The organism is Allorhizobium ampelinum S4 (assembly GCF_000016285.1).
Taxonomy (GTDB): Bacteria; Pseudomonadota; Alphaproteobacteria; order Rhizobiales; family Rhizobiaceae; genus Allorhizobium; species Allorhizobium ampelinum.
In genome coordinates this window covers 730,807-749,285 of the sequence record NC_011989.1, presented here as the reverse complement: position 1 = coordinate 749,285, position 18,479 = coordinate 730,807, and the positions used below count along the sequence as shown (strand labels likewise).

General features: G+C 55.7%; 27 protein-coding genes and 1 tRNA gene. 4 read left to right on the top strand and 24 right to left on the bottom strand.

Annotated features, from left to right (window positions below; all coding sequences use genetic code 11):
* Nucleotides 1-35: 35 nt before the first annotated feature.
* Nucleotides 36-109, top strand: a tRNA-Gln gene (locus tag AVI_RS03565).
* 59 nt (nucleotides 110-168) lie between these two features.
* Here AVI_RS03565 and AVI_RS03560 read toward each other — a convergent pair.
* From AVI_RS03560 to AVI_RS03535, 6 genes are all read right to left on the bottom strand, one after another.
* Entirely contained in the window at nucleotides 169-1,218 is a 1,050-nt protein-coding gene (locus tag AVI_RS03560) for a site-specific integrase (RefSeq protein WP_015915048.1), read from the bottom strand.
* Complete coding sequence (locus AVI_RS03555; RefSeq protein WP_041696254.1) at nucleotides 1,184-1,375, bottom strand: hypothetical protein; 192 nt, start codon at nucleotides 1,373-1,375, stop codon at nucleotides 1,184-1,186. The genes AVI_RS03560 and AVI_RS03555 overlap by 35 nt, the downstream gene beginning before the upstream one ends.
* The gene (locus AVI_RS03550) at nucleotides 1,375-1,569 is read right to left on the bottom strand and encodes a helix-turn-helix domain-containing protein (protein ID WP_041696252.1); all 195 of its coding nucleotides are present in this window, start codon (nucleotides 1,567-1,569) and stop codon (nucleotides 1,375-1,377) included. Before AVI_RS03550 ends, AVI_RS03555 begins: the two co-directional genes overlap by 1 nt.
* A 62-nt stretch (nucleotides 1,570-1,631) precedes the next feature.
* The gene (locus AVI_RS03545; RefSeq protein WP_041696250.1) at nucleotides 1,632-1,889 is read right to left on the bottom strand and encodes a hypothetical protein; all 258 of its coding nucleotides are present in this window, start codon (nucleotides 1,887-1,889) and stop codon (nucleotides 1,632-1,634) included.
* Nucleotides 1,886-2,236: a hypothetical protein gene (locus AVI_RS03540; RefSeq protein ID WP_015915047.1), complete on the bottom strand. Its 351-nt coding sequence runs from the start codon at nucleotides 2,234-2,236 to the stop codon at nucleotides 1,886-1,888. Before AVI_RS03540 ends, AVI_RS03545 begins: the two co-directional genes overlap by 4 nt.
* A gap of 43 nt (nucleotides 2,237-2,279) precedes the next feature.
* Nucleotides 2,280-2,453 (bottom strand): Arc domain-containing protein, encoded by a 174-nt coding sequence (locus AVI_RS03535; RefSeq protein WP_234895241.1) that lies wholly within the window; start codon nucleotides 2,451-2,453, stop codon nucleotides 2,280-2,282.
* Between the two features lie 102 nt (nucleotides 2,454-2,555).
* On the opposite strand from AVI_RS03535, the gene AVI_RS03530 reads away from it, so the two are divergent.
* On the top strand, nucleotides 2,556-3,080 hold the full coding sequence (locus tag AVI_RS03530) for an Arc family DNA-binding protein (RefSeq protein ID WP_015915046.1): 525 nt from the start codon (nucleotides 2,556-2,558) through the stop codon (nucleotides 3,078-3,080).
* Nucleotides 3,081-3,156: 76 nt separating this feature from the next.
* Nucleotides 3,157-3,456, top strand: coding sequence for a zinc ribbon domain-containing protein (locus AVI_RS03525; RefSeq protein ID WP_015915045.1), 300 nt, complete (start codon nucleotides 3,157-3,159; stop codon nucleotides 3,454-3,456).
* Nucleotides 3,457-3,910: 454 nt separating this feature from the next.
* On the opposite strand, the gene AVI_RS03515 is transcribed toward AVI_RS03525, so the two are convergent.
* From AVI_RS03515 to AVI_RS03420, 18 genes are all read right to left on the bottom strand, one after another.
* Entirely contained in the window at nucleotides 3,911-4,840 is a 930-nt protein-coding gene (locus AVI_RS03515) for a hypothetical protein (protein ID WP_015915044.1), read from the bottom strand.
* 5 nt (nucleotides 4,841-4,845) lie between these two features.
* Complete coding sequence (locus AVI_RS03510) at nucleotides 4,846-5,205, bottom strand: phage tail assembly chaperone (RefSeq protein WP_015915043.1); 360 nt, start codon at nucleotides 5,203-5,205, stop codon at nucleotides 4,846-4,848.
* On the bottom strand, nucleotides 5,205-7,310 hold the full coding sequence (locus tag AVI_RS28960; protein WP_015915042.1) for a methyl-accepting chemotaxis protein: 2,106 nt from the start codon (nucleotides 7,308-7,310) through the stop codon (nucleotides 5,205-5,207). The genes AVI_RS03510 and AVI_RS28960 overlap by 1 nt, the downstream gene beginning before the upstream one ends.
* The gene (locus AVI_RS03500; RefSeq protein ID WP_015915041.1) at nucleotides 7,310-8,902 is read right to left on the bottom strand and encodes a terminase large subunit; all 1,593 of its coding nucleotides are present in this window, start codon (nucleotides 8,900-8,902) and stop codon (nucleotides 7,310-7,312) included. Before AVI_RS03500 ends, AVI_RS28960 begins: the two co-directional genes overlap by 1 nt.
* On the bottom strand, nucleotides 8,883-9,320 hold the full coding sequence (locus tag AVI_RS03495; RefSeq protein WP_015915040.1) for a phage terminase small subunit P27 family: 438 nt from the start codon (nucleotides 9,318-9,320) through the stop codon (nucleotides 8,883-8,885). Before AVI_RS03495 ends, AVI_RS03500 begins: the two co-directional genes overlap by 20 nt.
* Nucleotides 9,317-9,628 carry a phage head closure protein gene (locus tag AVI_RS03490; RefSeq protein WP_015915039.1) on the bottom strand — a complete coding sequence of 104 codons (312 nt, stop codon included), beginning with the start codon at nucleotides 9,626-9,628 and terminating at the stop codon, nucleotides 9,317-9,319. The genes AVI_RS03495 and AVI_RS03490 overlap by 4 nt, the downstream gene beginning before the upstream one ends.
* On the bottom strand, nucleotides 9,625-10,542 hold the full coding sequence (locus tag AVI_RS31385) for an HK97-gp10 family putative phage morphogenesis protein (protein ID WP_015915038.1): 918 nt from the start codon (nucleotides 10,540-10,542) through the stop codon (nucleotides 9,625-9,627). Before AVI_RS31385 ends, AVI_RS03490 begins: the two co-directional genes overlap by 4 nt.
* Before the next feature lies 1 nt (nucleotide 10,543).
* Complete coding sequence (locus AVI_RS03475; protein WP_015915037.1) at nucleotides 10,544-10,855, bottom strand: head-tail connector protein; 312 nt, start codon at nucleotides 10,853-10,855, stop codon at nucleotides 10,544-10,546.
* Nucleotides 10,852-11,322 carry a hypothetical protein gene (locus tag AVI_RS28955; RefSeq protein ID WP_015915036.1) on the bottom strand — a complete coding sequence of 157 codons (471 nt, stop codon included), beginning with the start codon at nucleotides 11,320-11,322 and terminating at the stop codon, nucleotides 10,852-10,854. The genes AVI_RS03475 and AVI_RS28955 overlap by 4 nt, the downstream gene beginning before the upstream one ends.
* Nucleotides 11,323-11,325: 3 nt before the next feature.
* Nucleotides 11,326-11,814, bottom strand: coding sequence for a hypothetical protein (locus AVI_RS03460; RefSeq protein ID WP_015915035.1), 489 nt, complete (start codon nucleotides 11,812-11,814; stop codon nucleotides 11,326-11,328).
* Nucleotides 11,811-12,173, bottom strand: a complete 363-nt coding sequence (locus tag AVI_RS03455; RefSeq protein WP_015915034.1) for a hypothetical protein — start codon at nucleotides 12,171-12,173, stop codon at nucleotides 11,811-11,813. The genes AVI_RS03460 and AVI_RS03455 overlap by 4 nt, the downstream gene beginning before the upstream one ends.
* 2 nt (nucleotides 12,174-12,175) lie before the next feature.
* Nucleotides 12,176-12,562: a hypothetical protein gene (locus AVI_RS03450; RefSeq protein ID WP_015915033.1), complete on the bottom strand. Its 387-nt coding sequence runs from the start codon at nucleotides 12,560-12,562 to the stop codon at nucleotides 12,176-12,178.
* Between the two features lie 34 nt (nucleotides 12,563-12,596).
* Nucleotides 12,597-13,808, bottom strand: a complete 1,212-nt coding sequence (locus tag AVI_RS03445; RefSeq protein WP_015915032.1) for a phage major capsid protein — start codon at nucleotides 13,806-13,808, stop codon at nucleotides 12,597-12,599.
* A 1-nt stretch (nucleotide 13,809) separates the two neighbouring features.
* Complete coding sequence (locus tag AVI_RS03440; protein WP_015915031.1) at nucleotides 13,810-14,361, bottom strand: HK97 family phage prohead protease; 552 nt, start codon at nucleotides 14,359-14,361, stop codon at nucleotides 13,810-13,812.
* Complete coding sequence (locus AVI_RS03435) at nucleotides 14,361-14,765, bottom strand: hypothetical protein (protein ID WP_041696241.1); 405 nt, start codon at nucleotides 14,763-14,765, stop codon at nucleotides 14,361-14,363. Before AVI_RS03435 ends, AVI_RS03440 begins: the two co-directional genes overlap by 1 nt.
* On the bottom strand, nucleotides 14,755-15,891 hold the full coding sequence (locus tag AVI_RS03430) for a phage portal protein (RefSeq protein WP_234895242.1): 1,137 nt from the start codon (nucleotides 15,889-15,891) through the stop codon (nucleotides 14,755-14,757). Before AVI_RS03430 ends, AVI_RS03435 begins: the two co-directional genes overlap by 11 nt.
* Nucleotides 15,892-16,188: 297 nt before the next feature.
* On the bottom strand, nucleotides 16,189-17,154 hold the full coding sequence (locus AVI_RS03425; protein ID WP_049777132.1) for a helix-turn-helix domain-containing protein: 966 nt from the start codon (nucleotides 17,152-17,154) through the stop codon (nucleotides 16,189-16,191).
* Nucleotides 17,151-17,357: a hypothetical protein gene (locus tag AVI_RS03420; RefSeq protein ID WP_041696239.1), complete on the bottom strand. Its 207-nt coding sequence runs from the start codon at nucleotides 17,355-17,357 to the stop codon at nucleotides 17,151-17,153. The genes AVI_RS03425 and AVI_RS03420 overlap by 4 nt, the downstream gene beginning before the upstream one ends.
* 476 nt (nucleotides 17,358-17,833) lie before the next feature.
* Between AVI_RS03420 and AVI_RS03410 the strand changes: the two genes are divergently transcribed.
* Nucleotides 17,834-18,265 (top strand): hypothetical protein, encoded by a 432-nt coding sequence (locus AVI_RS03410; RefSeq protein WP_015915028.1) that lies wholly within the window; start codon nucleotides 17,834-17,836, stop codon nucleotides 18,263-18,265.
* Nucleotides 18,266-18,479 lie beyond the last annotated feature (214 nt).

Genomic DNA, 18,479 nt, shown 5'->3' with positions numbered 1-18,479 from the left:
AAGCCGCATCCATCAGACGGCAACGCCGCCCCTGCTGGGGAATAGTTCAACGGTAGAACGACGGACTCTGACTCCGTTAATCTTGGTTCGAATCCAGGTTCCCCAGCCAATTGTTTTTACAGCGTATTCCCTCGTTTTATCTCAGAACATTTATGGTCAGTTGGAAACTCAGTTGGGAAACTTTGTTCTCCCTTCGAGCTTCCGAATAGCGTTTTCGCCAAGCTCTGGGTCTCTGTTCAGGTAGTTGGAATCAAGGATTGAGCGAACGTCGCGCAGGCTGTGGCCGCTGATAGTCGCAATTTCAGCTTCCGTGCATCCGGCAAGCGCAAGGCGCGTGACGGCTGTTCCTCGTAGGTCGTTGAACGTTACACCGACGACGCCAGCCGCCGCGCAGGCTTTGCGCCACGACGATGAAAAGCCGCCCGAAGTCCATGGCGTACCATCAAGCGTAAGAAGCACATGGCCCACCTTTTGCCGGATCGGGTCAAGCATTGCCTTAAGCGGCCCGCCGACAGGTATCACCACCCGCGCCCCGGTCTTTCCTTGCTTAAGCCGAATCCGCTCACCATCGTATTGCGGCCACGTCAGGGCCAATAGGTCGCCCTGCCTTTGCCCAGTCCAAAGAGCAAGTATTAGCGCCAAATGAAGGTGCGGCGGTGCAGATGCAAGGAAATTGGCTTCATCGTCACCCGTCCAAACAAATTCGGCCCGCGAACCCTGATAGAGCCGCCCACCCTTTTCACAGGGGTTCGCCTCAATGAGACCGCGACCAAGCGCCCATGAGAGAATACGCGCCAGAACTTGCCAACCATAATCAGCTTGACGGCGAGACGCTCTTGCCCGCTCATCCCGCCATGAGAGAAAGATTGACTTTGCACGTCTGTTCTTGAGGCCGGAAATTGGAAATGTACCGAACTCTTTTTCGATCACCTTGATCAGCTTCACATAGTCCGACTTCGTGCGCGGGGCCAAATCATCCCAATCGGAACTCACCTGGAATGCATTCAGGATCGATTGCAATGTTCCAGCCTGAGGCTCCACCTTGCGAGAAATGGCCGCATTATATGCGGCCATAAATTCAGGATCACCCGGCTTTCCTGGTAACGGCGGGCCGCCTTTCCAGGCGTAGAAGTATGTAACGGGCGTTCCGTCTGCCAGCTTCTTTTTGACCTTATTCAGCCCCTTAAGCTTTACGCGCACGATCCCGCTCCCATACATCCAATTCAGTCTCAGCAGCTTGAACCGCTTGCGTTGAAATCAGAATGATCCTTCCGTTTTCAATCTCTACGCGGCTCACATTCAGCCCACCGGCCATTGCCGCCGTAATGGCGCGCGTAACGTCAACCTTGCGCCATGTTGCTTGAAGCTTTGCCATCACCGCTTCCCCCTCATCTTTTTCTTCATGAAATTGCGCAGGTCTACGCGGCTCATTTTGATGGGGCTGTACTTGCCGCCGATCTGGTGGGACGGGATAAGGCCTTTGGCATGGTAGCGGCGCACGGTTTGTTCGCAGCATCCAAGCTCAGAGGCGATTTCCTTAATGCCAAGGGTGTCGTTGTCATTGCTCACGGGAAACCCCTCTTGTCGAGAAACCAAAAAGAAGAGTCGCCAGACTGGCGACTCTATGGTTGTTATTCCGCATCGGTTTTGAGCGCCTCTTCGATGGCAAGCTTGTCTTCAAGATCCATGATGATCTCGCCAACCTCTTCCAATTGCTCTTCGATCATCGTCAGAATACGGGGAAGAGAGCGTATCGCCATCTCGCGAAACGCGCAGCTTTCCATTGTCGTGATTTCACGGGCCGCGAACACAGTCATCCCAATCAATGAAGAAGCGTTGAGATAGCCATTAACAGCGGAAACTACCTGCTGTCTGTCTGGAAGCGTCATGCCGCACCGCCCTTCAGGCTGCGGCGAAAGGTGTTGAATTCCTCGACAAAGTCGTCCGACAATTCGACCAGCGCTTTGATGCGGCAATCGAGTTCGCTCACGATGAACTCAAGTGTTCTCTTTTCGTCTGCCGAAAAATGATAAAACTCACGAGCTGCGGGAATGTTTGTCAAAATTTCCGCAGTCGTGCCGCGAAAAAGCGTACGGTCCACGCTCCCTTGCGCGAAGAAGGTAAAGTTCTGCGCGTCAGATGCCAGGCTGTTGATTTTTTCCGCCACATCCATAAGCGCTTCAATGCTGATGACACTTGCGCCATCAGGGTTTTGTGGTGTATGTACCGTGGTCATAAATGATCCTTTCGGGGTTGTTTTTCAAAAAGCCGACGCGGGTTTACGAGGCCGTTGCGTCGGCTTTTTCATTCTCATTATTGCTTCTCATTTTTTCCCTCAAAGCCATCACGATCTCAGACGACTGAGACCGCAGGTTCTTTCGAGCGCGTTCTTCAAGCCAAAACTTCACGTCTTCAGGCAGATTGATTTTCAGCTGTTTATGCGATGTATTCATGTTAAAGCCCCTTTCACCAATTTGGTGCAAGCTAACATGCACCAAATTGGTGATCAATAGGACGGTATTGGTTTTTTCACTATTTTAGTGCTAGAAGGCGTCATGGCAAAGCAAGATGATTATGTACGGTACACAATTAGAATACCCAGGTGGATCTACACTCTTGTGGAGAATTCCGCCGGGGAGCACACGCGGTCAATAAATGCTGAAATAATTGAAAACTTGACGTATGCCCACAGCGATGAGGCGAAAAGAGACAAGGATTTAATTGACGAATTGCGGCATGATTATTTTTCCATCAGAGAAAGACTCGATGACGCCCTTCAGAGCGAAAAGCTTATGATAGATTTAGCTGCATCCCTTGAAAAAATCAGACAGTTAAATCTAAATAATTTCATACTTTCAATAAAGCAAATACTGCTTTTACGCGACAATCTCCCGAAAAATGTCGCTGATTATTGCGATGGGGTTTTGAAAATATATGAAGATGAAATTAAAAATCTTGATCCCGACAACGAACCAATGAAGCATATTTTGGAACAAGCGAAGAAACTCGACACTTTTACTTCTTCCAACGAAGAAGCCGGAAAGGTCGAATTTAAACCCAAGAATCAAAGAAAATCCTAATTATCGACAATTCTGAGTTGACACTCCCGACACTGCAAGCCAAACAAATAACACGTAAGGGAAGCCGGGGGCGTCTGTGGAACTGGTCGTATTATGGATTATTTGCGGAGCTGTGACCGCAATCATTGCCACATCGAAGGGCCGTAGCGGCGTCGGCTGGTTTTTTGTCGGCATGCTCATCTCCATATTTGGCATTATTCTTGTTGCCTGCCTTCCATCAGTGAAGGAGACGGAAACATCATCTGCCACGGAGACAACCCGCATCCAGCCCACCAAATCATGCCCGGATTGCGGAGAAACCATCCTGCACGTTGCCAATGTCTGCAAACATTGCGGCTTCCGCTTTGATGGAACCCCACAAAGACGCCCTGTCTGATCCGAGGCCCTGCAAATGAAGTACATATGGATTTCTGTTGCCGTGGCTCTTGCCTGCGCTGCGACTATATATGTCGCAGGCATCCGCATTGTCGTAATACAGCCAATTGGCGCTATCCCTAAAGGCGTTACAGCAATTGTTGCCGGAGTTGAAAACGTCAATTTTATTGATAGCCCAGACGCAATATGCTTGCGGCGAATGGGAGGCGTTAGCCTGTTATGCCGAGGTATGACAGCCGCGGCCATCGCGAATAACAGCAAAATCCTTGCTCGGCTTCCCTACAGCAACACCCTTTTTAAGCTCTCAGGCGCGCCGGACCTAGATCGCTAGTAGCACCGCAAAGTTTGCGATTTGCCGCCTTCCGGTTCAAGTCGCAAAATTTGCGACTTGATTACCTCTCCCTAAAGACAATACGGTCCATCACATTGGACCGTTTTCCGCGCCTTGGACACTCTCAGGCCGCCTGTTTAAACCACCCGTCGAAGATTTCCGCCGTGATCGGTCGCAAAATAGGGAAAGCGATTACATTTTCAGCTATAGTAGTGCGCTTAAGTCGAAATGCCCTATTTGTGCATGACGAACTACAATATTTTGCCGCCTTCGAAGCAGAAATAAATAACGCATCACAATGGAAACATGTTTTTTCAAACGCCTGTGCCGCCTGAAATTTTCCTTTGCAGGCAACACTACAGAATTTACCTCTGCCCTCTTCCTGCACCATGTTGCGCGATGATCTGGGGCGAAACTGAATACCGCATTGAACGCAAATCTTAGTCAAAACAACGATCCTGGCCACCGCTCGGCAATCCACAGAGCACAGTTTTTCTGTTCCACTTCTTGGCCTGAAAAGCTTTTGGCAGGCAGCGCAGGGCTTTGGCTCTGCACGCAACCGCCGTGTCGCGTCATAGATGGCTTGTGCAGTCTTATTGGTGCTAGATTTTGCACCTTCGACCCTATGAACCATAGCCGCACGTGCGCAATGCTCAGAACAATACATGTTCCTTGACCCACCCCGCTGAAGATCATCAGGCAGCAGGCGGCTACACCATTTGCAGTTTTCTCGCGGCTCAACATATTCCGGTTGACCTTGCTCCCACGTCGGCCTTTGAACGCCCATCAGACGGAAGGCTTGATTGATGATGGTTTCTGCCTCCAGGTCAGATCTTGCCCAGCGATTACCGTCTGCGCACAGCGCGGATCGAAGGCCATGACGCACCGCGCCCTCACTTTCAAACGGGGTAAATCTCCAGTCCTTGAGCTGATCCATAACGCTGTTCAAAACATGCTCACGCCTGCCAGCGCTCAAAAGGCCTTTCTGTTTAATTTTCTTGCCTTTGGGGTTCGCGTTAATCCGGTCTTTCAAATAATGGTCCAAATATGCCATGGCATTCACCCAAACATTGCGTCGATCAGGCCCGCAGACAGCGGAACCTTGGAAACAGGCGGAAGCGTTTTCACGCCATCCGGGACGGACTGGCGTTTCTGGTGGAAACGCAGATAGGCGGCATCCATGGCCAGAAGGGCCGCGACATGACGGGGAGCGATTGGCGCACCTGTCAGACGGGCATAAGCATCGATCTCGCCATAGGTGATTGCATTGGGGGCGGAAAAGCCAAAGGACCGCGTTTGGTTTAGATCCAGGAACCAGGACCAGAGGAGTTCGGAGCCAACAGGAAGGCGAGGAATGCAGCCGGGGGAGGCCAGTTGCCTTTCCAGCTCGGTACAAAGGCGGGCGTGAAACCGGTTCATTAGACTTTCATCCCCCTGGCTCTTGCATCCCGGATCGTGGCGATGATCTGTGCAGGCAAGGTTTTCTGGAATTTCGCCAATGCCTGTTCGTTGCGCGCTACGGCCTCAACCGAGGCACCGCGATTATCAATCACTGGACTGAAGGTGATCTGGATTGGCGTGGCGCTGGTACTGGCACCGCCAGACGATCTGTTGACCATGGGCGCAGGCGTCACGGCCACCGGCCCGCCATCGGCGTAACCGAAGCCGCGCCGCAAGGCTTCCACCCGGCCCACACCACCAAAGCGGCGGACATCGGCTTGACTGAAGACGACTTCCCCCTTGTGGACGATGCCAGCCGGTTCATGCTTCCCACCCGGCCCAGTATAGCCGCCGCTGTCAAAGCCCAGCAACTTGCCGAAACCGCTAATGATTCCGCTGATCCCCCCGCCGCTTCCGCCTTGGGTTGGCGAGGCGAACAGATCATTAAAGACCATATCAAGAAGCCGGTCGCCGATCTTTTTCAGGGCATCTGAGAAGACATCGGCGGCATTCTTGCCCTCAATGAACCCGTCAACAATGCCGCGTGTAAAACTCTTGTTGAATTGGTTTGCCTCTTCCGCCCGTTGGCGGATTTCGTCCTGCGTATCGCCAAGTTTTTTCGCCTGCACAACCGAGTTGGCGTAGGCCGTGGAAAGCTTATCAACCTCGCTGGATAGCTCTGGCGTGATCTTGATGCCCGCTTCCTTGGCGGCATTAAGCAAGTCCTGTTGAGCAGCGGCCTTCTCAACAGCAAAACCATAGTCGTCAATGAGAGGGTTCAACCCGGCTTGCGCTTCCTGTTCGGCCTGCATGACGGCGATGTGTTCCCGAAGGGATTCCGTCGCCCGCTGGTACTCATCGGGGCTGCTGGTTTTTTTGGAACTGGAGCTGCTGGACGGAACCGTTTGACCGCCGCTGTAACTTCCGGTCGGTTGCGTGGGGGTGCTGATCGTCGGACGGCGGGCGCGTTCCTCTACGATCTGCCGTTCCTCTTCTGCCACCGCCGCCAGTTGTCGCCGGTATTCTTCGATTTGGCCGGTATCACCTGCAACGATAGAATTCTTCGAATCCTCAAACCCAAGGTCTTTCGCGACGGAGGACAGCTTTTCCATGCCCTGGCGTTGACGGTCTTGGGTCTCTAGGATCTTGGTTTCGAGATCCAGCCGCTTTTGCCCCAGCTCGGCAATCCGTTGTTCAAGGGTCGCGTCCGTCTGGTTTTGGAAATCGCGATAGCTGTCAACAAAACTCACGAGATATTCGAACGCTTCAACCACTGCCGATTTCAGGTTGCCGCCGATGGTGGCCGCGATCATGTTGAACTTGGCATCGACCTCAACCGCTTTTTTGATGACGCTATCGTCAATGACGATGCCCAGATCATTCGCGGCTTTGATCTGGTCGCGGATGCCTTGTTCACCGCGCCCGATGAGCTGCACAAACTGTTCGCCGCCCGTACCGCCGAACAGTTCGTCCGATATGCGGATTTGCGCAGCATTGTCCAATTCGCCCAACTTGCCGATGATTTCGGTAAACAGTGCGACCGGATCTTTGATTTTTTCCTTCAGCTCCTGCGCAGAATAGCCGAGGCGCTGGAAGGCCTCCGCCCCGGAGCCTTTGCCGGTAATGATGAATTCATCGGCCCGCAGGCTCAATTCCTTCATGCCGTCCGTCAGGGCGTCAACGCTGACCTTGTTTTGATCCGCGACATATTTCAGCTCTTGGAACGCCTGGGTGCTGAGACCCGCCCGGAGCGCTTCCGCGTTCATCTCGGCAAGGCTGGACGTAATTTCACGTACTGCCGTGACCGCACCCGCCACCCCAAGCCCAGCGATGCCACCGGCAATTCCACCAGCAAAAGCCTTGCCAACCGCGCCGATCTTCGTGCCGACCGTCGCCATGGCCTGATTGATCCGTGTTGTGGAGCGGATCGCGTCCTGTTCCATCTGCTTTGTCGCAGATTTGGAAGAGAGTGACATTTCCCGGAAGCGCTTCGCTGTGGTCCCGGAGGCTTTCGCCATATTGCGCTCAAGGTCTTTAATCCGCGCCTCGAGAAGCACCACAAGCCGTTCTTCATCATCAGCCATTATGCGTAGCTCCACTCTTCAAGATTGCCTTCGAAATGGTCGTAGCTGGAAACGTTGCTGTCACCGGCCGCACACCGGGCCACGGCCATGGCAGCCGCCACAGCGCCGTCGATCCGGTCTTTGCTCTTGCCCTTGTGAAACGAACGATTGCCCGCCGTGTCGGTGTGAACCGAGATGTTATCGAAATTCCACCGCAAGACGGGGTGGCCGCCATGGCGGAAGCGACGGCCAAGAATGGCCCGTTCCAACTCTTTCACAGCCGGAGCCATCGTCACCCAGCCTTGCCGCATTTCCACGGCTGGCAGGCCATCGTCCAGCAGGTTGTTCATGATGTTGCGGGCCATGTGCGGATCGAAGGCGATTTCGCGCACATCAAAGCGGGCGCACAATTCGCGGATATGATCCTCAACCGAACGGTAATCCACCACATTGCCGGGTGTCGGAATGATATGTTCCTCTTCCGCCCATGCCACATAAGGCACCTTGTCGCGATCCGTGCGGGCGCGAAGGTTATCCGCAGGGCAGAAGAACCAGGGGTGGACGGCATAGCCGCTTTCGCTGTCGCCCCAGCAAGCGACAACCGCTGTCAGGTCATTGTTGGATGACAGGTCAACGCCAAGCCAGCAGGGCTTGCCCTCAAGGTCATCAAGGTCAACGGGATAGGCACCTTCATCGTAGACCATCATATCCACGAACGGATCGAGGGAATGATCAAGCCAGATATTGAGGTTGAGCTGCTTGAACGCTTCCCGCTCTGCCGGGATTTCGGCGGATTCTCGCGCCAGTTGGCGCATGCCCGCTATGTCGGGATACCCAAAGGCCAAGCCCGGATTGGAAGCGTACCAGACGGTTTCATCCTGCCAGTCCGCATCGCGGGGCGTTTCAAACAAGATCGGCAGCCAGCTTTCATCAATGATCTCGCCGCGCTGGACTTTGCGGGCATAGTCATAAAACTCCCATGCAACATTCTCTTGGCCACGGCCCGCCGTGCTGATTACCATCAGCAGCGAACCGGCAACCTTCACAAGCCCGGAGCGGATGGCCTCCCACAGGTCGCGTTTCGGCCAGGCGTGCAATTCGTCCACCAGGGCGAAGACAGGTGTATGACCATGGGCCGTTCTGGCGTCGGCGCTGATGGCTTCAAAGAATGCGCCGGTCTTGGGATTGCGGATGCGGTTCTTCGAGTCCGTCAGGTGAAGCCGACCATCCATCCGAGGTTCCGCCCCGATGATGTTATAGGCTTCCTGATAGGCAATCCGGGCCTGCGATCTATCCGAGGCCGCAACCATGCATTCGCCACCGGGCAGATTTTCCGGGCCGATGGTATGGAGAAGAGCCAGTGCCGCGCCCAGCGAGGTTTTGCGGTTGCCGCGTGGCAGCAGCATGGCGACCGTGCGCACGATCCGGCGACCATTAGGATGACGCGGGCCGTAGATCCGACGCACAATACGTTCCTGCCATGGATCAAGCTGGAACGCCTTTCCAGGCATTGTCGATTTTGGATGCTTCAAAAGCCGCAGGAATTTCACCGCCCGCTCGCCATAACCGAACGGATCGTCAATCGGGCTATCGTCAAAAATCCATGACGTCATCGAACATGTCCTTTTGTCCAGGAACGTCGTCGTCGTCGCCGCCCTTCATTTTCGAGCGGGAGCGTGAGGCGGGCGTCAGGCCCAGTTCTGCCGACAGGCGAAGGATTGCCGATTGCGCTTTGCCCAGCAGGCTGACCGCTGGGTTTTGCTTGAGAATGCCCTTGCCGCTGTCGATCAGCAGGCCATGCTTATCGATGGCCTCTTGCGCCTTGCGGACGTTGAACATGGCCATGACATAAGCATCAACGCTGCCAAACATCGCTTCTGTCAGCATGCGCCGCTGCTTCAAATCATTGGCGACAGCCAACCATTCGGATCGCATTTCGTCCGGGATATGCGACGGGACACCATCCGGGACTTGCTCCATGCCGCCGCCCTCAATGACCCGCAAATCTGCTTTTCGTCCGCGTGTGCTCATATCGACACCGCCCTGATTTCCCAGCCGCGCTTGCGGCGGATCTCGGTTAAATGTTCAATGCGGAAACGTTTTTCATTGAACAGAATACGATGCGCCATCAGGAGACCCGGGACATAGCGGATGCGGAACACCGTCAAGTCTTCATCCGTGGCGCCGTAAGCGCGGAAGAACCGTTCCGTTCCTGATTCGATGATCTCGGCCCGGACCTTGGCAAAGTCGGACCATTCGGAAATCACTGCGCCGTCAGGCTGCGTTGCATTGGTCGCGACCTGCAATGTGATCAGGGCATCGAGTTTTCCAGACCTCATGACAGCACCTTCACCAGCGTTTCAACCGTGACGATGCCATGCGCCGTTGCCCCGTCCGGGTCGCGCAAATGGCGTGTCGAGGAAATGAAGCAGTCACCGCATTGAAAATCCGGGCCAAGATCCAGGCGACCAGGACGAACCGCAGAGCGGATCGCCCAGCCAATGGCGCGGATACCACTCAGACTTTCTTCGCGTTTCCACACATGGATGGTCGAATACACCCGCAAGCGGTCTCGCTTCAGGCTGCTACCTTCATCGACAACCTGGACCTCGCCCAGCACAATAGATGGATCAAGCGGCGGCGCGCTTGTGCGATCGACAATGTTTACAGCCGGGACAAGCGAGGTTACTGCCGCCGTGGCGATCAGCCTTCCCCGCAAGGCAACCTGTAGCGCTGTTTCCAAGCTCATTGGCCCTTCCCCCCAGTTTTCGCGAACGGATTTGACAATCGCCCGCTTGATCAGGTTCGCGGCGCGCTTCTTGCCGAGGCGATAGGCCGGAAAGAAGAATGGTTGCGCAGCCGTGCCGGGATGTGTGCGGTAGCTCTTGCGCCCCTTCGATTTGCTTTGATGGATACCCGCTCCGCGTTCGGAAACCCGCTGGTTAAAGACGCCGGCTTGTGTGCCGAATTCCACCCAGCGGGCGTAATACGCTTCATCATCCCCGGCATAGATTGTAATTGTCAGCTCGCCACTGACGCTTTGCGCCAACACCATGCTACCAGCCGGGGCCGTTCCCCATGTCCAGCCGATAGAGTTTTTCAGCTTGCCCTCATCTTCCGGGACAAGCGCCCTTGCCAGATCGACAATATCGCCCGCTGCCTTTTCCATGGCGGGCTTCACACCGTCGCGCACCGCCTTGGGAATGGCGTTCATGCGCTGTTGCAGTCTGGAAATGCCGCCGTCATTTGCCATGTCAGAAGCTCCAATTGCGGTATTCGCGGATAATGTCCTGCACACTGAAGGGCATGGTGTTGACGCCCATGCCCACCACGGACGCCTCGCGGTTCTCATACCAATGGGCGGCAAGCTGGCAGACGGCCTCAATGAGCGAAGGCGGGATAGGGTCTTGCCCCTCCCCGCCATAGGCTGCTTCAATCTTGAAGCCGAGACCGCGTTCAATATGGTCTTGGGCCGCCGCCAGTTTGCGACCTAGAAATGCATCGTCCGATCCATCTTCCGCGACGATGTTCAATTGCTCTTTGATTTGCGCAACGGTGACAATCATGATGCCTCTCGCAGAATGTTGGATTGAAGCTTGAGGGAGAAGGACCAGCTCATCACATTGGCGGCCTCATCAAAGACGTGATCCGCCCCCAGCACCAAGGCAACGAAACGCAGGACAGAACCATCCGCAGCCGTAAGCCTGAAAGTGACTGGATGAACGATGCCTTCCGCCGCAAGCATTGCCATCTGCCCGACATCACCTGCCACCATGGCCGCGACCACTTGCATGGTTTTGGCCGGTCGCGCCGACTTCAACACAGTCGGCATTTGCGGGTTGTCGGGATCGTCCGCATCGGGGCTTGCCGTTTCTTCCGTCTGCCATTCACCGGAAATGCGGCCAAGGCTGCTCACCCCCTCAACCGGCACCCAGACTTCAGAACTGAAATCCGCAGCGGAAACCTGCCGCGCAGCCCAGTTTGCGCGGAGGTCTCCAATATCGAAGGTTGAGCCAGCAGCCGTGAAAAACATCGGTTATGCTTCCGACCGCGCGATGCGAACAATATTGCTGTTCACGCCGAGGCTGATATTCAGCTTCATCACGTTGTTGGCCTGATCGAACTGTTCCGACTGGCTCATGACCTTGGCAATGAAGTAGCGTTCCGAAGGTGTGCCACCCTCATGGGCATCATTCAGGATCAATCGAAACTCGTAATCGTGAATGGTTTTCTCGGCGGCAATGGCTGCCTGTTGCCCGGCGTCGTCACCGTCCAGGCCACACACCACTTCCATCTTTCCGGCAGAACGCGGGCCTTTGAGGGTGCGGGTGCGGGCGGTTTTCATGCCGGTAAAGTTGACATCTTCACTGGTATCCCCAACCGAGCCAAGCCCTTCGATTTCATCGATTTCAACCCAGGTGACAGCATTGGCGACGGAGAAGTCGGCCCGAACAAAATCCTCAGACTTCTGTTCCTTCACCACACCGATGAACAGCCGCGAACCCGCTGAAGCGTAAATTGTCATTTCGATTTTCCTTGATCGTTGCGGCGCTCTTCCGCTGCATCGAGCGCATTGCAGCGCTGACAGCCGGGACGCCAATTTGATTTATCCATGCGCAGTTCGGGGCGGGCGCGAATGCTCTTGATGTGCCTGACCACCGTTGCTTTCGCACCGCACTGGCAAAACTGGTTATGCGGAAGGCTCAAGAATTCCTTCGCCCCGCTCTCCCATTCGCGGTCATATCCACGCTGTCTTGCGGTTGGGCGCTTCTCGTCAAAGCGGGCTTTGCGCTCCCTCGCCATGCGGGCTAAGGCAGCGCAAGGTTCGGCTTTCGAATGAGCCTTGCCGCAATAGCCACAGACCGAGGGAGCGCGAACCGGCATGATCAGGCCACCGGACGATCAGCAGCGTTGCCGAGAATGAACAGAGCCGACGTTGTGACGCTCGTTCCGCCGTTGAAGGTCATCACCGCCCGCAGGTAGCGCTTGAAGCCGCGATAACCCACCTTAGCCGTGGCACCGGTCGCAAGGCTGCCAGCGATTGCGCCTTGCAGATGTTCGGCGTCAACATCGGTAAAATCACCGGCGACTGTGGTGTCGCTTTCCTGAAGCTTTACCGACATGTCGCCAGCGCCGGTAACGGCACCCGTGGCAACGACCAGCGCCACGCTATCGAAGCCCAGTAGGTCAACCGCCGCACCATCGATACTTGCCGAGCGCGTGGCAGGCGGCACGGCAATGACGGCCTTGATGTTATGCACAATGTCTCGCATGTCTTTCACCTTGAAACTGAGGGGTTGAGGCCGATTAGGCGGCGGCCATTTTGAGCTTGCGCAGCGCCTCGGTCAGAACCGGGCCGCCACCGACGCGACGGCGGGCATGGAACCGGACAAGGCCCTTGGTGGCTTGGGTGAAGGGATCGCGCAAAATCGACATGCCCACCCGGTCATAGATCCGGTAGGCCTTGGAGAAATCGCCATACATCAGGGGGAAAGCATTGGCGGCGATATCCGGCATGGTTGGATCTTCAATCACCGGACGGCCCAACAGGGTCGAAGGCTGGCCAGCCTGATAGGATGGCTGCCAGAGGTAGTTCCCATTCCCGTCTTTCATGGTGCGGATAATGCCCAGCGTTGTGCCATTCATCAGCCAGGAGCCGTTGTTGCGATATTGCGCTGGCATCGCATACATGAGCGCAATCAACTTATCGCCGCTGACATTGGCGGCGTTGCCGTTGATGATTTCGGCAATGCCGGGGGCATTCTGGAGACCGAGCGGCTTCTTCACACCGTTGCCATTTGAGAATGCAGACGCTTCCTTGACGGCGAATTCTTCCGAAAGATCGGTGGCAACTTCGCTTTCAACGTTGATGGCACTGTCCTCAAGAAGGCGCTGCGATACGTCGATGTAGCAGGCGATTTCATGAACAGGGATTTCGAGCTGCCCATAGGACATCGTGGTTTCTTCGCGCTCTTCATCCTCGCCAACCCATGACGCTGTGGGACGGCCCGTACGCTTGGGCAGGATCACGGAACCGGCCCCGGTCGAACCAACCCGGACGGCCTGGCGGATCGGAGACAGCTCGACAACGCCCTTGATCACTTCCGCCTGAAACTCGGCAGGGGCGAGATAGCCACCCTTGGTGTCGTCACCCACCACCAGCGCCCGCACCTCTTCGGCTTCCATGGCCTCACGGCCCCGGCGCAAGAAATTGGTGAAGGCGCGGCGCTCAAGGGTCACTTCACCCGTGGTCTGGATTGCGCCCACGCCCCCCGGACGGTTCATGCGGGTTTCGAGGTCCGTGATCTGGGTGCGCATTTCGTCAAGGCTGGTGGTGAACGCCGTGCGCATTTCATCGACGGCGCGGGTCGCCAGTTCCATCGGATCGTCGTTCGGCTCTTCACGGGTTTCGAGCAGATCGGCGCGGGTTACGAAACGCTCACCAAGCGTATCGGTCGCAACGACTGTTCCGATGTTAGCATCGAGCACAGACAGTGCCATAGCAGGCTTTTTGGTCATGTTATTTTCCTTTTGAAATGAGAGCGCATCGTGCCTTCCGGCAAGCGTCAACGAAGGCCGCCACGCTCTCGACAGAGCGGCCAGAACTGCGAACAGAGGTGATCCGGGCGCGGCCAGCCGATGGCATGCCCACGATGGAAACTTCGGCCAGATCAAGATTGGTGAGAATGCGGGTTCCCGCCTGGCGCGTTTCGCCCCCTGGCGGAACGCGGAAGCCGATGGACAGGCCGTTGACCGCGCCGGACTTCACCCGCTCATAGGCTTCCCGCCCGCTGGTAATCTCGGTCAGGAACCGGCCTTGAACAAACAGGCCCTTGTCATCTTCGCGGACTTCCGTCCAAACTCCGATGATCTCGGAAGGGTTATGGCTCCACAACATCAATGGCCGTGTGCCTTCAAGACTGTGGTGATCGAGGGAGCGCTTGAAAGCGCCGCGCCGATAAAGCTCGTTATGCCGGTTCTTTTCGGCCCAGATCACAGCGTAACCGGAAAATTCGCCGCTATCTGAGGGCGCAAACCGGACAGCAATATCCGCAAACTCCAGGCGGGCCATCACGCCACCTCGCTGTTGAAGCTTATCGGGAAGTTCCCACGGTCCCCAGCGAAGGCGTCAACCTGCTGCTGCAACCATGCGATGCGCAAAAGCTTGATGATGGCGACTTGGCCGAATGTCGCATCAAGGCCGAATGAGGCCGCGACATCCCAACTGAGGACGCACCGCGCCAGGCAATAGACCCGCGCCTTTTCGCGTTCCTCAAATGAGACTTTGCCGTCTAAGTCGGCAGCATCGGAAAGCCGGTCCATCATCTCGACACGCGCCTTGCGCTGCACGTCGCCATCAGGACCGGCAATCAGCAGGCGAAGGCCCACGGGCTTTTCCTGCCACGGGTCGCGCACTTCCAGCCATCGGCCCCGGTCCTGATCGGCTAGGTTCGAGTGAATATCGTCAAGCGTCATCAACCGGTGGCTCCTTTTCGTCGTCAAGAACCGGCCCGTCATTGTGTCCGAGACCGGGTGTGCTGGGATTGATATGTGGATTTCCGTACTCGTCGCCGCCCTTGTAGGGGCCGAGGTCAAGCCATTGACGGGCCTCGTTCGGGTTCAAAACCTTGGCGCTGATCAGGCTGGAAATCGCCGTTGCGCGGGCCGTGAGATCGGCGCGGGTCAGGTCGTCGCGGTCAAGCAGAATGCGATACCGCTTGCGATCTTCACGCGACAACAGCGCCCGACCAAGCGCCGCCTCGATAGCGCGAAGCCACGGCTCCAGGGTGTAGGTCAGGAACTCGCGGCCCATCTGTTCGGAATTGCTCCACGTCGCACGGTCCAGCTCGTAGAGCATGGACGGCGGGATGCGGAAGGCCCGGCAAATCTCGATGATCTGGAACTTGCGCAGCTCGATAAACTGACTGTCTACCGAGTTGAGCGTCATCGGATTGAAGGTCGCGCCGTCATAAAGCAGCGCCGTCCGACCGGCATTCTGTGGGCCTTCATGCGCCAGACGCCACGCTTTCAGCATGTTCTTGACGCCTTCATCGCCAAGCGATTTCGGGGTCTGGATCACACCGCCTGGACGCGCACCGTTTTTGAACAGTTGCGAGGCATGGGTTTCCATGATCTTCGCCGCGCCGATGGCTTCCGCCGCAAGGGTCAAGGGCGACCGGTCGAACGGCCCGCGCACATGCACGATGTTTCGGGCCGATACGACGCTGCCATTCAGGCTGTAAGTCGGTTCACCAGTGAACGGATCGAGCTGCACGGAAATCGCCGCTGTCTGGTAGCGGATCACTTCGCGGATCTCGTCACCAACCCGGTTGACGTAGGCGAGGCCGCCCCAATCATTGGTAAGCGCGCCCGCCACGAGATCGCGGATCAACTCGAAACCGGAGGTCCAGGGATTGGCATCGCCGCGCAACAGCAGGCCGACCGGATGGTTTTTATCCTCGGACTCGGAGCCGGTTGCATCCCGCTCCATGATCCGCACTTCAAGCGTTGCCGCCGCTTCCGAGATCACCCGGACAGCACTGGCAACAGCGGGAACCCGAAGCGCTTCAGCGCCGGAGACAGCACCCGCCCCCGATGACATCCCAGAAAAGAGCGCCGCCAAGGCTACGTCTGAAATGGACGTGTCGCGTGTTTCAAGTTTTTCAGGTCGGAAAAAAGAAAATATCTTCATTCCGATTGTATGCCCGAAATTTTTTTATGCGTGAATTCCACAAATGTTGACAGCAAATAGCGACCCATGATAGGCCTAAACCATTCCAAACATTAAGAAAATTTCTCTAATTGAGAAAATTATAGAGCGTACCTCCCCGCGCCGGTCCCCAGGATAGGTCGAAAGTTCCAGACCACCCCCCTGGCCCGCGACGACGCACCCGCTCAATCATCCGAACCGAACAACGTTGGCAGACCTCGCGATATTGACCGCCTGCATCGCTCGCAACAATCGCACCAAGAACACGTCTAACAGCTTCGGACCACAATCGGGGAAATGCATCAACTGACCATCAGGACGCGGCATAGGCCATCCTCTTGCCCGATACTCATCACGCCAAGCGCACCACTTTGGATTGTCTTTCGACGCTTCAACGGCTTCCATCTCATGAGCAAAATCATCAAAGGCGCGGTACCAGCGTTGCGGGTCTCGGCACACCGAATACAGGTCAGGCCAACCGTGTTTCGCTTGATGGTCCATAACCCATTCGTGCTTGGGGTTCTGTCTCACGAACGGTGGCAATGGTGGAAGCTCACCCGGTCCAGTCATCAGCACCGAGAGAACAGCGACCGATCCAGCGGCCTTGAGCGGGTCTACCCCTGACACTTCAGCCGGGGCTTTGCGCTCAGGCTTTGCGGTCGGTGCTTCAGAGAGGTTCTTCAAAGATTTATTCAAAGAGGTTAGTAGGACATCTGTGTCCACCTTTTGAGGACGAGAATGTCCACCTTTTGGGACAGCCGTGTCCACCTTTTCAGCCTCGAAATCCGCTTTATCCTTTAAACGTGGACTCCGGTGTCCACCTTTTTCTTCCACGTTTTGAGCGGATTGCGACACCAGAACGGCATAGTATGCCAACGAGCAATGACGCCCGCCCTTGCCCTTCGTATGGATGTGTCCGCATTGTTTCAGGAGCGAGACGGCCCGCTGGACCGTCTTCTCAGAGCATCCAACCTTCTCAGCAAGCGTGGCGTAGCTCGGCCATGCACTAAAGTCGCCGCTCTCATTGAACCGCTTTCGGTTGAAGTGTTGAGAGATGAAAAAGGCGACATTCGTCGCCACTGATTTGCTCAACCGTTCATCGCTGTACACCTGATCAAGCCAGGTCATTCGAAGGCGCGTGTAATCGTCGCTCACTTGTTGCGACCCTCCCCACCCTTTGGCCGGGCGTACAGGGCCGCCTTATGCTTTGGAAGCCTCTTCTCAGCATTCGCGATCAGCTGTTCACGCTCTGCAAGCAAAGCCGCCATCTGGCTTGGTGTCGCATTGTCGAACGTGATGGCGGCCTTCTTATTGGCCTGCTTACGCGCCTTGTAGCGCTGGTTAGATGCCTTCCCCATTACACCGCCCTCCCGTACTGGAGAGCATGGGCGCGCTTTGCCGCTTCGATAGCCTCAAGATTGCAGAGGCCGAACTTCTCTTTCAACGTGGGGATAAGGCGAGTTCCGCACCGATCACGGTTCTCGCTCAGCCACGCCGAAACTTCAGCAAGCAGTTCGTCGTTTATCCGATTTCCAGTTGGAAATTCTACGGTAACGCATTGATCTTTCATCTTGCGTTTTCTCCAAAGTTGGAGAAAATGCGCTGGTATTACAATAATAGGACGGGGACTCTGACTCCGTTAATCTTGGTTCGAATCCAGGTTCCCCAGCCAATATCTCTTTTATCAATGCAATCAATTACTTAGAGAAGATCTGAAAAGAGTAACCGGAACACTTTTCCGGGTCATTCTTGCGGATCAGCACGCGATATTCTTTCCCTTGCGAATCCCTTATAATCTGCGCAACTTGGCAATGGGACATTCCAGGGGGCGCGCATGGATTTTATTTCGTGGCTGCTTACGCTAATCGGCATGGGTAGCGATCAAGCGATGCGCCGAAGCGATAAACGCGCCGAGGTATCCCGATTGAACGCCGAAGTCGCCGGTGAGGTCGGCAGAGCGCTTGATATCCTCGCAATGGCTTCACCGCGCCTCAAACGGCTGGCGTCACAGATCGCAAGCGAACACCCTGAGTTACATCTTAGCATCGTGAAATTTCTGGATGAGCAGCAAGCGATTGCTTTGACAATGCTCAAGACAACCGAAGACAATAAAACGAAAATTGCTACAGCGAGTGGCTTTCCCGATTGGGACAAAGCAGTTCGCGATTTTCAGGAATGGCGCATCACTGCGTCACGCATACCCCCTTGGATACAAGGAATTGTAGACAGGTTGGACGCGGTCTTTCTTGAGAACGGGATACGATAGCACCGCCGATTAGTCGTTAAACGTAGGCTCATGACGGAAGAAAAGTCAGCGAAGCGCAGAATAGACCGCATTCGAGAGGGTGGCGGAATGCTGATGGTTGGCGACGAGAGCGACGGCGCAGTAGTGTCCGCTGAGGGGATAGGTTACAGACTCTTTGCGATTAAAGAAGAGGCAATTTACGTTATCGCGCTTGCTGATCAGATTGAACCGCGCC

Bases quoted from the DNA above. Each gene is read 5' to 3' on its own strand.
- AVI_RS03560 (WP_015915048.1), bottom strand. From the start codon at position 1,218: ATGTATGGGAGCGGGATCGTGCGCGTAAAGCTTAAGGGGCTGAATAAG.
- AVI_RS03555 (WP_041696254.1), bottom strand. From the start codon at position 1,375: ATGGCAAAGCTTCAAGCAACATGGCGCAAGGTTGACGTTACGCGCGCC.
- AVI_RS03545 (WP_041696250.1), bottom strand. From the start codon at position 1,889: ATGACGCTTCCAGACAGACAGCAGGTAGTTTCCGCTGTTAATGGCTAT.
- AVI_RS03540 (WP_015915047.1), bottom strand. From the start codon at position 2,236: ATGACCACGGTACATACACCACAAAACCCTGATGGCGCAAGTGTCATC.
- AVI_RS03535 (WP_234895241.1), bottom strand. From the start codon at position 2,453: ATGAATACATCGCATAAACAGCTGAAAATCAATCTGCCTGAAGACGTG.
- AVI_RS03530 (WP_015915046.1), top strand. From the start codon at position 2,556: ATGGCAAAGCAAGATGATTATGTACGGTACACAATTAGAATACCCAGG.
- AVI_RS03515 (WP_015915044.1), bottom strand. From the start codon at position 4,840: ATGGCATATTTGGACCATTATTTGAAAGACCGGATTAACGCGAACCCC.
- AVI_RS03510 (WP_015915043.1), bottom strand. From the start codon at position 5,205: ATGAACCGGTTTCACGCCCGCCTTTGTACCGAGCTGGAAAGGCAACTG.
- AVI_RS28960 (WP_015915042.1), bottom strand. From the start codon at position 7,310: ATGGCTGATGATGAAGAACGGCTTGTGGTGCTTCTCGAGGCGCGGATT.
- AVI_RS03500 (WP_015915041.1), bottom strand. From the start codon at position 8,902: ATGACGTCATGGATTTTTGACGATAGCCCGATTGACGATCCGTTCGGT.
- AVI_RS03495 (WP_015915040.1), bottom strand. From the start codon at position 9,320: ATGAGCACACGCGGACGAAAAGCAGATTTGCGGGTCATTGAGGGCGGC.
- AVI_RS03490 (WP_015915039.1), bottom strand. From the start codon at position 9,628: ATGAGGTCTGGAAAACTCGATGCCCTGATCACATTGCAGGTCGCGACC.
- AVI_RS31385 (WP_015915038.1), bottom strand. From the start codon at position 10,542: ATGGCAAATGACGGCGGCATTTCCAGACTGCAACAGCGCATGAACGCC.
- AVI_RS03475 (WP_015915037.1), bottom strand. From the start codon at position 10,855: ATGATTGTCACCGTTGCGCAAATCAAAGAGCAATTGAACATCGTCGCG.
- AVI_RS28955 (WP_015915036.1), bottom strand. From the start codon at position 11,322: ATGTTTTTCACGGCTGCTGGCTCAACCTTCGATATTGGAGACCTCCGC.
- AVI_RS03460 (WP_015915035.1), bottom strand. From the start codon at position 11,814: ATGACAATTTACGCTTCAGCGGGTTCGCGGCTGTTCATCGGTGTGGTG.
- AVI_RS03455 (WP_015915034.1), bottom strand. From the start codon at position 12,173: ATGCCGGTTCGCGCTCCCTCGGTCTGTGGCTATTGCGGCAAGGCTCAT.
- AVI_RS03450 (WP_015915033.1), bottom strand. From the start codon at position 12,562: ATGCGAGACATTGTGCATAACATCAAGGCCGTCATTGCCGTGCCGCCT.
- AVI_RS03445 (WP_015915032.1), bottom strand. From the start codon at position 13,808: ATGACCAAAAAGCCTGCTATGGCACTGTCTGTGCTCGATGCTAACATC.
- AVI_RS03440 (WP_015915031.1), bottom strand. From the start codon at position 14,361: ATGGCCCGCCTGGAGTTTGCGGATATTGCTGTCCGGTTTGCGCCCTCA.
- AVI_RS03435 (WP_041696241.1), bottom strand. From the start codon at position 14,765: ATGACGCTTGACGATATTCACTCGAACCTAGCCGATCAGGACCGGGGC.
- AVI_RS03430 (WP_234895242.1), bottom strand. From the start codon at position 15,891: ATGTCATCGGGGGCGGGTGCTGTCTCCGGCGCTGAAGCGCTTCGGGTT.
- AVI_RS03420 (WP_041696239.1), bottom strand. From the start codon at position 17,357: ATGGGGAAGGCATCTAACCAGCGCTACAAGGCGCGTAAGCAGGCCAAT.
- AVI_RS03410 (WP_015915028.1), top strand. From the start codon at position 17,834: ATGGATTTTATTTCGTGGCTGCTTACGCTAATCGGCATGGGTAGCGAT.